This is a genomic window from Methylocapsa sp. S129 (genome assembly GCF_009765995.1).
Taxonomy (GTDB): domain Bacteria; phylum Pseudomonadota; class Alphaproteobacteria; order Rhizobiales; family Beijerinckiaceae; genus Roseiarcus.
Genome location: NZ_LMUI01000042.1, coordinates 272,906 through 282,435 on the forward strand (window position 1 = coordinate 272,906; position 9,530 = coordinate 282,435).

At 64.2% G+C, this 9,530-nt stretch carries 12 protein-coding genes; 7 read left to right on the top strand and 5 right to left on the bottom strand.

The features are described 5' to 3' along the window. Positions 1-201 precede the first annotated feature (201 nt). From GSQ90_RS21885 to GSQ90_RS21900, 4 genes are read left to right on the top strand one after another with little or no spacing between them, the layout of a single operon-like run. Positions 202-1,131, top strand: a complete 930-nt coding sequence (locus GSQ90_RS21885) for a metallophosphoesterase (RefSeq protein ID WP_158817006.1) — start codon at positions 202-204, stop codon at positions 1,129-1,131. A gap of 11 nt (positions 1,132-1,142) precedes the next feature. After that, the gene (locus GSQ90_RS21890; protein WP_371418427.1) at positions 1,143-1,499 is read left to right on the top strand and encodes a cupredoxin family copper-binding protein; all 357 of its coding nucleotides are present in this window, start codon (positions 1,143-1,145) and stop codon (positions 1,497-1,499) included. After that, complete coding sequence (locus GSQ90_RS21895) at positions 1,496-2,047, top strand: sigma-70 family RNA polymerase sigma factor (RefSeq protein ID WP_158817007.1); 552 nt, start codon at positions 1,496-1,498, stop codon at positions 2,045-2,047. Before GSQ90_RS21890 ends, GSQ90_RS21895 begins: the two co-directional genes overlap by 4 nt. Further along, positions 2,044-2,844, top strand: coding sequence for an anti-sigma factor (locus GSQ90_RS21900; protein ID WP_158817008.1), 801 nt, complete (start codon positions 2,044-2,046; stop codon positions 2,842-2,844). The genes GSQ90_RS21895 and GSQ90_RS21900 overlap by 4 nt, the downstream gene beginning before the upstream one ends. A 40-nt stretch (positions 2,845-2,884) precedes the next feature. Here the strand turns inward: GSQ90_RS21900 and GSQ90_RS21905 are convergent, their stop codons facing one another. From GSQ90_RS21905 to GSQ90_RS21915, 3 genes are all read right to left on the bottom strand, one after another. Beyond that, the gene (locus GSQ90_RS21905) at positions 2,885-3,658 is read right to left on the bottom strand and encodes a bifunctional 2-polyprenyl-6-hydroxyphenol methylase/3-demethylubiquinol 3-O-methyltransferase UbiG (RefSeq protein ID WP_158817009.1); all 774 of its coding nucleotides are present in this window, start codon (positions 3,656-3,658) and stop codon (positions 2,885-2,887) included. Positions 3,659-3,749: 91 nt separating this feature from the next. Next, positions 3,750-4,535: an HAD family hydrolase gene (locus GSQ90_RS21910; protein WP_158817010.1), complete on the bottom strand. Its 786-nt coding sequence runs from the start codon at positions 4,533-4,535 to the stop codon at positions 3,750-3,752. Beyond that, entirely contained in the window at positions 4,532-5,491 is a 960-nt protein-coding gene (locus GSQ90_RS21915; RefSeq protein WP_158817011.1) for an aminotransferase class IV, read from the bottom strand. Before GSQ90_RS21915 ends, GSQ90_RS21910 begins: the two co-directional genes overlap by 4 nt. Before the next feature lie 166 nt (positions 5,492-5,657). Here GSQ90_RS21915 and GSQ90_RS21920 point away from each other — a divergent pair, with 166 nt between their 5' ends. Together GSQ90_RS21920 and pncA are read left to right on the top strand one after the other, a co-directional pair. Beyond that, on the top strand, positions 5,658-6,599 hold the full coding sequence (locus GSQ90_RS21920; protein WP_158817012.1) for a lysylphosphatidylglycerol synthase domain-containing protein: 942 nt from the start codon (positions 5,658-5,660) through the stop codon (positions 6,597-6,599). A gap of 6 nt (positions 6,600-6,605) precedes the next feature. After that, positions 6,606-7,289, top strand: a complete 684-nt coding sequence (gene pncA, locus GSQ90_RS21925; RefSeq protein ID WP_158817013.1) for a bifunctional nicotinamidase/pyrazinamidase — start codon at positions 6,606-6,608, stop codon at positions 7,287-7,289. Between the two features lie 178 nt (positions 7,290-7,467). Here pncA and GSQ90_RS21930 read toward each other — a convergent pair whose 3' ends face one another. Beyond that, complete coding sequence (locus GSQ90_RS21930) at positions 7,468-7,836, bottom strand: helix-turn-helix domain-containing protein (protein WP_158817014.1); 369 nt, start codon at positions 7,834-7,836, stop codon at positions 7,468-7,470. A gap of 348 nt (positions 7,837-8,184) precedes the next feature. On the opposite strand from GSQ90_RS21930, the gene GSQ90_RS21935 reads away from it, so the two are divergent. Further along, entirely contained in the window at positions 8,185-8,778 is a 594-nt protein-coding gene (locus GSQ90_RS21935; RefSeq protein WP_158817015.1) for a glutathione S-transferase N-terminal domain-containing protein, read from the top strand. 81 nt (positions 8,779-8,859) lie between these two features. Here the strand turns inward: GSQ90_RS21935 and GSQ90_RS21940 are convergent. Further along, the coding region (locus tag GSQ90_RS21940) for a pyridoxal-phosphate dependent enzyme (RefSeq protein ID WP_158817016.1) at positions 8,860-9,530 on the bottom strand (671 nt) is incomplete at its 5' end.

The following is a 9,530-nucleotide window of genomic DNA, read 5'->3' on the forward strand; positions in this document are numbered from 1 at the left end:
GCGCTTCTCACCCACACACGGTGAGAGCGGAACGGGACGCGGTCAGCGATCGCGTCTAAAGGCGCCTCCATCGCCTCCATCGATTGATCGCGCCAAAGTCAGAACGCGATTGGCATCAAAATTCTTTTCGAGGCGGGAATAATCCGCCGCGCGCCCGAGTCTCCTCCTCGACCGGCATGAAGCCGGGCGAGGAGAAGCGCTATGGCGCAAGACGAGAACAAAGGCATCGACCGCCGCCACGCGCTCGAATGCATGATCTGGGCAGGCACAGGCGTGCTGTGGACGCTCGCAGGCGGCGTGCCGAAATCCGCGCTGCTGGGATCGGCGCAGGCGGCCGAGACCGGCTTCAGCTTCCTGCAGATTTCCGACAGCCATGTCGGCTTCGACAAGCCCGCCAATCCCAATGCGCTCGGCACGTTGCAGGAGGCGATCGGCAAGATCGTGGCAATGCCCGCCAAGCCCGCCTTCATGATCCATACCGGCGACATCACGCATCTGTCGAAGCCCAAGCAATTCGACGACGCCGATCAGGTTATCGGCCAGGCGCGGCTCGACGTTCATTACGTGCCGGGCGAGCACGACATCATCGACGAGACGCAGGGCAAAGCCTATCTCGACCGCTATGGTAAGAACGCCAAGGGCGCAGGCTGGTACGCGTTCGACCAGGCCGGCGTCCATTTCATCGGCCTCGTCAATGTCGTCGATCTCAAAGCGGGCGGCATGGGCAATCTGGGCGCCGACCAGCTTGCCTGGCTCGCCGACGACCTCAAGGGCAAGAGCGCGTCGACGCCCATCGTCGTCTTCGCCCACATCCCGCTCTGGACGATCGCGCCCGAATGGGGCTGGGGCACTGAAGATTCAGCCCAAGCGCTCGCGCTTCTCGCGCGCTTTGGCTCGGTTACGGTGCTCAACGGGCATATCCACCAGTTGATGCAGAAGGTGGAGGGCAATGTGACCTTCCACACCGCGCGCTCGACCGCCTTTCCGCAGCCCGCCCCGGGCACGGCGCCCGCGCCCGGGCCGATGCTCGTTCCGGCAGGCGATCTGCGCGGACTGCTCGGCGTCAGGAGCGTCACCTTCCAGCAAGGGGTCAAAGACCTCGCCGTCACCGACATTTCTCTCGCACCATGAAAGGGATCGCCATGATCAGGAGTTTCGACAAGCGCTGGCGCCGGGCGCGGATGGGCGCGCTCGCCATAGGCGCGGCGCTTGCGCTATTTTTCTGCCAGATGCTGCTTGCTCAGGCTGACGACGCTAATATCAGTATCGACAATTTCGCCTTCGCGCCGGCGGTGCTGACGGTCAAGCCGGGCGCGACCGTCACTTTCGAAAACCACGACGATATTCCCCATCTTGTCGTCGCAGTGGACGGCAAATATCGCTCGAAGGCGCTCGACACCAACGACAAATTCAGCATCGCCTTCGACAAGCCCGGCGAATATGCCTATTTCTGCGGCCTGCATCCGCATATGAAAGGCAAGATCATCGTCGCGCCATGAGCGCCGGGGGAGCCGTGACGAGCGAATTGGCGCGCAGGCGTTTCAACGAGATGGTGCTGCCCCATCTCGACGACGCCTATGGCCTGGCGCGCTGGCTTACCGGCAACCGGGCCGACGCCGAGGATGTCGTGCAGGATGCCTGCATGCGGGCGCTGGCTTCGCTCGACGCGGCGATCGTCGAACGCCCTCGCGCATGGGTGCTGATGATCGTTCGCAACACCGCGTTCACATGGCTTGCTAAGAACCGGCCCAAAACCCTTGTGCTAACCGACGATGCGCAGCTCCTTGAGTCGGCGGCCGCCAAAGAGCCCGGCGCCGCGACGCCCAATGCGGAGGAAAGCCTGATCGCCGCCGCCGACGAGGCCGCACTGGAATCGGCGATCCAGGGGCTGCCGCATCTGTTCAGGGAAGTGATCGTCATGCGCGACATCCAGGGCCTCAGCTATCGCGAAGTCGCCGCGGCGATCGGCGCGCCGCAGGGAACCGTGATGTCGCGGCTTGCGCGGGGGCGCGCGCTGCTCGTCGACAAACTTGGGAGCCGGGCATGACGTCGCCATCCGACGATCCGACGCTGCTTCTCCACGCCGCGCTTGACGGCGAACTCGACGCCGCCGGCATGATCGCGGTTGAGCGAAGGCTCGCCGCTGATCCTGCTTTGGCGGCTGAATATGCGCGGCTCGCCGCCTTGCGCGACGCCATCAGGGCGCGCCTTCCGCGGACGAGCGCTCCCGATTCGCTACGCGCGCGCGTCATTGCGATGGCGCAGGCGCCGAGCCCCGCCAAGCCGGCCGCGCCCCGCCGCGCGTGGCGGTTCGATGCACGCTATGCGTCGCTCGCCGCCTCGCTGGCGCTGGGAATCGTGCTCGGCGCGGGCGTCTATGGGCTGCTCGCGCCGCCCGCCGACGATGATGTCCAGCGCGCCATCGTCGCTGGCTTTGTCAGGGGCCGTCTGTCGGGCCAGCCCGTCGATGTCGCGACATCGGACCGCCACACGGTCAAGCCATGGCTCGCGGGCAAGATCGCCGGCGCGACGACGGTCGTCGATCTCAAGGCGGACGGGTTCCCACTGGTGGGCGGGCGCATCGACGTGGTCGGCAAGAACCCCGTTCCGACGCTCGTCTATCAGCGGCGCGAGCATCAGATCGCCCTCAGCGAAATGCCCGGCGCGGGCGCTGCGAGCGAGCCGCGCCGGGCCACGCGCGACGGCTATTCCCTCATTGAATGGGACGATGCCGGACGGCTCTATGCGGCCGTGTCCGATTTGCCCCCCGCCGAACTCGACGCCTTTGCCGCCGCCTTCCGCCGCGCGGCGGCGGCCGAACGCGAGGACGCGCCGAAACCGTGAGGGAATAATGTCCAGCCCGGGATGGAGAGCCGGCGCTCCGCTACGGCCTTCTGGCAAACACGGATAGAAACGGCCCGTGTGGGCTGTCGGTGTGATTTTCGCCGTCCACGACGATCTCGGTCATTCCAAGCGCCGCGAGCGCCTTGAGAAGACCGTTCCTGTCCATCCATCGATGTTCGTCAAAAATGCCGCCGCAAAAGGTCGCGTGCTCGTTCGCGCGGACGTAGCTGCGCCGATAAAGGCGAATGTCGGCGCCGCGGAAACGCTGGGTCTCCAATGTCGCGTTCCAGTCCTTTCGTCGCGCGTCGCCGATAGGGAGCGAGTCGACGTCGACAAAATGCGTCCATAGACAAACGGCGTCGGTCCGCGCGCCGATCGCCTCAAGCAGGCGAAGCGGATCGGGCATATGATAGAGCACGCCGCAAGCGAAGATCAGATCATAACGCTTAGGCGTTTCCTCAAGCCATTTGACCGCGTCTCCCAGATAAAAATTGGCGGAAAAACGCATGATTTCCTTGGCGACAAGGCAGCGCAGATAGGCCTTTTTGTTGGCCTCTATCGCGTCGACGATTGCGCCCGCTTCTGCGAGGGTGCGGGTATGGGCGGCTTCGAGCGGACCGATTTCAAGAACGTCGCGACCGGCGACCGGTCCAAAACGATCAAGCGCGAAACGCACGCGTGGATCGTCGAATAGCGCGGCGTCGCCAGCCTTGAGCGCGTATTCGGGAGGAAACCGGCCCACCCATCCGTCAATGGCGTCGACGGCGTTCTGCGCGCTTGGAAGGCGCGATTCATAGGTTTCAAACGGCGTCATATCTAGCCTCGGATTCGTCACGAGATTATCCGGTCGCGAAGCGCGGTCAACGCTTGCGTCCGGGCGCACAACTTTAGCCCCAATGCACTTTTCATGATGGCGCGGGCGATCGCATCGACGGCGCGGTCTCGGCCGCCTTCGCCTTGAGCCGATAGCGCGCGAGCCGCTCATAAAGCGGCCGTCCCGCTTCCGCGATCCGCTTGAGCCCATCGGGTAGATCGGCCAAACGCGCTTCGGGGCGCGGCGGCTCGAAGCCCGTCGATTCCTCCACCGCCTCATACCAGGCCGGCGCCCATACCCCGTCGCTGGCGCGCGGGCCCGGCGGCCAGGACAACATCGCTTCGTCGAAAGGCGCGCCGCAGGCTTCGCATAAAGCGGTCAGGGCGGAGCGCGGGTCGGCGAGCACGTCGGCGCCCTCGATGACGGGCGGCGCATGCCCCAGCCTTTGCGCGGCGCGCTCGAACAGCGCGACCTGAGCGGGCAGGCCGATCTCTGCAAGCGTGAAATCCTGGCGCTTGCGCGCATAAGAAGCGAGCACCGCCTCGGGCGCGCGGATCAGGAAGGCGTTGACGAATCCGTCGGTCCAGTCGCGTCCGAACCCCTCGATCATGTGATGGGTCATATGCTTCTGGTACCAGACCGCCCGTCCGGCCGGCGCCGGCCCCGTCAGATGCGTGACCACGGCGCGCCAGTCTTTGGGCTGCGAGGCGATCACCTCTTCGCGCATCGGGTGGTCGAGACCGGTGGCGTGGAGATAGGCGCCGTAGAAGGGCTCGTCGCTCACAGCGCAATCCTTGCGATTGCCGAAGGCGCGCATCATCGCGGTCGAGATATTGCGCGGGCCGGACCACATGGCGATACGGATGGGCGCGTTCACGGCGCGCGCCCCTGCGCTTCTTCGGCCTCCAGCGCCTTATAGAGCGCGCGCAGGCGCCGGGTCATCGGCCCTGAGGCGTCGACGGGATCGCGCGCCGTCGCTTCGCCGATCGTGCGCCCATCGACGCTGACGACCGGCGTCAGTCCGGCGAACGTGCCGGTGACGAAGACCTCATCCGCGCCATAGACGTCGAATAGCGAGAAGTCGCGCTCATGGGCGGGAATGCCGGCGCGCCGCGCCGCGCGCAGAACAGCGTCGCGCGTGATGCCGGCCAGGCAATAGCCGCCGCCTGACGTCCAAAGCTCGCCCTTCCTGACAATGAAGAAATGCGTCGAATTGCAGGTGGCGACGAAGCCGCGATCATCGAGCATCAGCGCCTCATCGGCGCCCGCCTCCATCGCCTGGATGCAGGCGAGGATGCAATTGAGCTTGCTATGCGAATTGAGCTTCTGGTCCTGCTCGGCCGGGCCGGTGCGGCGGATATGGACGGTGAACAGCCTTAAGCCCCTGGCGAGCATTTCGGGGCGCGGCAATTTCCATTCGGGGATGATGACGATCGTTGCGCCGCCTATCGTCAGGCGCGGATCCTGATAGGGCGAGCGTTTCTTGCCGCGCGTGACCATCAGCCGGATATGCACGCCGTCCTTCATGTCATTGGCGTCGATCACGTCATAAAGGCGTTGGGTGAGCGCTTCGCGCGAAAGACCGATGTCGATGCGCAGCATTTTCGCGCCATCCCACAGGCGGTCGAAATGCCGGTCGAGAAAAGCGATCCGCCCGTTGATCAGGCGCAGGCCCTCCCAGACGCCGTCACCCAGCACGAAGCCGGAATCGAACACCGAAACCTTGGCCTCCTCACGCGGCGTCAGAAAGCCATTGACGCTGATGAGGACCGTATCGTTGCGCGGGTCGCCGACGTAATCCTGCGTCCCGCCGCTTTCCTCTTTGCCTTCCATCGTTCCCTTGGCCTTTCGGATTCCTGAGCCGCTGCGCGGCCGACAATGACCGCGCTGGCGACGCGCGGCAAGGCGGTTTCAGGACGGGCCATTCGGACCGGGCTTGCTCTTGGCGGCCCGCTCGTGCAGGGAAGGCGGGAAAAGAACGCGAGAACCGGCTGAAACAATGAAGCGTGTGATGGATTTCGCTTGGCCGGCGATCGGGCTCGGCGCGGTGGCGTTCTCGTCCTGGCTGCTGTTCAAGGAATTGCGCGGCATTTCCTTTAACGATGTCGCCGCGAGCCTTGCTGCCATCCCTATTCATCATTGGGCGCTCGCTGTTCTATCGACTCTGGTCGCCTATGGCGCGCTCGCCTGGTATGACCGGATCGGCCTCGCCCATCTGGGGCGCCGCCTGTCCTGGCCGTTCATTTCGCTCACTTCGTTCACGACTTATGCGCTGTCGCATAATATCGGCGCCTCGGTTTTCTCCGGCGCCGTGGTGCGTTATCGCGCCTATTCCACCAAGGGCCTCGGTATGGCCGAAGTCGGCCTTCTCGTCGCGTTCTGCTCGTTCACTTTCTTTCTCGGCTCGGTGTTGCTGGGCGGCTTTGTGCTGACATTGGACCCGCAGATCATCGAGCGTTGGGCCGATCTGCCCGATTGGGCCGGCAGGCTGATCGGCCTCGCCATGCTGGGCGCGGTCGCGCTCTATGCGGCCGGCTCGATGTTCCATTTTCGCCCCCTCAAGATCGGCAAGTTTGAACTCGTTTATCCACGCCCGCCGATCGCGGCGCGCCAGCTTTGCGCCGCGCCGCTTGAACTGCTCGGCGCGGCGGGCATTATTTATTTCGCGTTGCCGGCAGCGGGAAATCCAGGGTTCTTCATCGTGCTCGGCATATTTCTCGCCTCGTTCTCGATCGCGTTGATCAGTCATGCGCCGGGCGGCCTCGGCGTGCTCGAATTCGCCTTCGTCAAGGCGATGCCGGATACGCAGCGCGCCGATCTGGTGGCGGCGCTGCTGGTGTTCCGGCTGCTCTATCTGATTATTCCGTTGATCTTCGCGCTGGTCGTCGTCGTGCTGTTCGAGCGTCAGCGGATCACCGAAATCATTCGCGCCAAAGTGTGAGAGGACATGCCTGCGACAATCGCCATTGACGAGCGGGACGTCCTTCTCGTCATCGACATGCAGAACGATTTTATGCCCGGCGGCGCGCTGGCGGTCGCGGGCGGCGATTCGATCGTCCCGCTCGTCAATCGCCTCGCCCAAAACTTCGCCAATGTCGTGTTGACCCAGGACTGGCATCCGCCTGGCCACATCTCCTTCGCTTCGTCGCATGGAGGCGCCAGGCCGTTCGAGACAATTGGCGTGGCCTATGGCGACCAGACGCTTTGGCCCGATCATTGCGTGCTGGGCAGCCCCGGCGCCGCGCTTCACAAGGGCCTGACGATCGACCACGCGATCCTCATCCTGCGCAAAGGCTACAATGTCGCCATCGATTCCTATTCGGCCTTCGCCGAAGCCGACGGCGAGACGCCGACCGGCCTTGCCGGCTTCCTGAGAGAAAAGAACATCCGCCGCGTCTTCGCCTGCGGCCTCGCCACCGATTATTGCGTCGCCTGGTCGGCGCTCGACGCGCGCTCCCGAGGTTTCGAAACCTTCGTCATTGAGGACGCCTGCCGGGCGATCGACGCCCAGGGTTCGCTTGGAGCTGCTTGGGCGAAGATGGAGATAGCGCGCGTACAACGCATCGAATCGACTGAGATCACCGCAAAAAACCGGCAAGACCGACGGCCTTTCGGCAGCGGGTCGGTTTGAATTTGCGGCGCTGGCCGAAGAGCAGAATGGCGGCTTTTGGAGGCGAAATCCGGGAAAGCGGACTAAACGAACCCCCGGCCCCCTCATCGGACAGTCAAGACCTTGCTTCCGCCCGCGCAAAGCCAACGCTGATACCGTGGTTTGCGTAAGGACGCCTCGCCCGTTTGCTCGGCCGGCCTCAACGGTCGGCGTCGTATTGCGAACGGTTGTCGTGAATGGTTGCGAGATGGGCGCGCGCCCATTGCGCCAGCTCCCGCACGGGCTCGGACAGCGATCGTCCGAGCGCGGTCAGCGCATATTCTACCTGTGGCGGCGTGGTGGCGCAGACCGTGCGCGTGACCATGCCGTCGCGCTCGAGCGTCTTGAGAGTCCGTGTCAGCATCTGCTGCGAAATGCCGCCAACTTGGCGCTTGATGTCGTTGAAGCGCCGCGGCTGGTCGCGAAGCGTCACCACCACCTGCATCGTCCATTTGTCCCCGACCCGGCTGAGGACCTCGCTGACGCTGCGGCAATCGGCGGGCGCGTCGAGCGGCGTGGGCACATCCATATGACCTGGTCCTAAAAATATGCGTTCTTGGCGCGCAGCCTTTAGTCACATATTTGGTGCTGGTCAACAATCCAGACCGAGCTGACCTTGAACCTGTTTCATATCGATACCAGCACCGAACACGAGCGGCTCGGCAAGCCGCGCGATCTTGGCGGTCATCGACGCGGCATTCGATCGCGCCCGTCTGGTCACGACGCTCGCCGGTGCCGCCTGATTTCTGCAATCACGCAGAAAGCCGAGCGGAAGCCAGCCGATTCTTGAACATTCTTCCGCGAGCCGCCGAACGCTGTTCCGACATCGTCCGCAGTTGCGAACGACGACTACCCGCTCACCATGACGGAGAATATCATGATCCTGTACTACGCTCCCGGCGCTTGCAGCCAAGCTTGCCACATCGCTCTTATCGAGGCGGGGATGTCCTACCGACTCGTGAAAGTAGGGCGGGACAAGCAAACTGATGACGGACGCGATTTCAAGACAATCAACCCCAAGGGTTACACCCCTGCGCTGGAGCTTGACGATGGTACGATCCTGACCGAAAACCTCGTCATTCTCGCTTACATCGCCGACAAGTCGGGCAAGTTGCTGGCCAGGGATGGCCTTGATCACTGGCGCGCGCTGGAAGCTACGGCCTTCATGACGACCGAGATCCACAGCAACTTCAGGCCCTTCTTTTTTCCCGACGCGACCCAGGCGGAGAAGGAAAAGGCCGGCATGATGCTGGTCATGCGCTTCGGCACGATCGCCGAGCAGCTTGGCGACAAGACGTTTCTGATCGGCGCGCAGATGACGATTGCCGACGCCTATCTGTTCGTCATGCTGGCGTGGGCGGCCATGATGGGGATCGCCGTGCCGGAGCGGCTCGGCGCCTATTCAGCGCGGATGAAGAGCGTGCCCTCCGTCGCACAGGCGCTCGCCGAGGAGGGGTTTGCCCGCGCCTGAACGCTAAGCGGCCGACGGCAGGCGCGATGTTCCCGACCACATCGGGAATACCGCTTCACTCTCGGCTTTTCCCGCGATCGGTCAATCGAACCGGACCGCCGTGGTATTGCCTCCGCAGATCAAGACGGCGATTCGCTCATCGGGCGCGGGGGAATATTTGCCTGACAGCAAAGCCGCGAAAGCGGCGGCGCCGCCCGGTTCCGCAACGATCTGAACGTTCTCCCAGAGCGCGCGTTGCGCTGCTTTAATGTCGTCGTCGGAGACGAGGATGGACCGGTCGACGAAGGATTGGGCGATCGGAAACATCAGTTCGCCGACGCGTTTGGGCGCCAGCGAATCGGCGGCGACGCCGCCGGCTTCCGCATCGACCGGATGGCCCGCCTCGAGGGCTTTATAGAGCGTGGGAGCCGCTTCAGGCTCGACCGCGACGATCTTGATCCGGCCCGAGAACCAGGCGGCGATGCCGCCGATCAGCCCGCCGCCGCCGACCGCCACGAACAGCGTATCGATTTCGGGGAGGTCGGCTTCGATCTCAAGCCCGAGCGTGCCCTGGCCGACCAGCGTTTCGACTTGGTCGAAGGCGTGAATCGTCAGCGCGCCGGTTTCCCTGGCGAACAGCTCGCTGGCGGCGAGCGCGTCGGCGTAACGATCGCCGCCGACAGTGAGTTTGGCGCCGTAGCCGCGAATGCGCTCCAGTTTGGCCGAAGAGCTGACGGCCGGCACGAAAATCGTGGCGGGAACGCCAAGCCGCA

What these genes read in the sequence shown, in the direction of transcription:
- GSQ90_RS21885 (WP_158817006.1), top strand. Translation starts at nt 202, where the DNA reads ATGGCGCAAGACGAGAACAAAGGCATCGACCGCCGCCACGCGCTCGAA.
- GSQ90_RS21890 (WP_371418427.1), top strand. Translation starts at nt 1,143, where the DNA reads ATGATCAGGAGTTTCGACAAGCGCTGGCGCCGGGCGCGGATGGGCGCG.
- GSQ90_RS21895 (WP_158817007.1), top strand. Translation starts at nt 1,496, where the DNA reads ATGAGCGCCGGGGGAGCCGTGACGAGCGAATTGGCGCGCAGGCGTTTC.
- GSQ90_RS21900 (WP_158817008.1), top strand. Translation starts at nt 2,044, where the DNA reads ATGACGTCGCCATCCGACGATCCGACGCTGCTTCTCCACGCCGCGCTT.
- GSQ90_RS21905 (WP_158817009.1), bottom strand. Translation starts at nt 3,658, where the DNA reads ATGACGCCGTTTGAAACCTATGAATCGCGCCTTCCAAGCGCGCAGAAC.
- GSQ90_RS21915 (WP_158817011.1), bottom strand. Translation starts at nt 5,491, where the DNA reads ATGGAAGGCAAAGAGGAAAGCGGCGGGACGCAGGATTACGTCGGCGAC.
- GSQ90_RS21920 (WP_158817012.1), top strand. Translation starts at nt 5,658, where the DNA reads ATGAAGCGTGTGATGGATTTCGCTTGGCCGGCGATCGGGCTCGGCGCG.
- pncA (WP_158817013.1), top strand. Translation starts at nt 6,606, where the DNA reads ATGCCTGCGACAATCGCCATTGACGAGCGGGACGTCCTTCTCGTCATC.
- GSQ90_RS21930 (WP_158817014.1), bottom strand. Translation starts at nt 7,836, where the DNA reads ATGGATGTGCCCACGCCGCTCGACGCGCCCGCCGATTGCCGCAGCGTC.
- GSQ90_RS21935 (WP_158817015.1), top strand. Translation starts at nt 8,185, where the DNA reads ATGATCCTGTACTACGCTCCCGGCGCTTGCAGCCAAGCTTGCCACATC.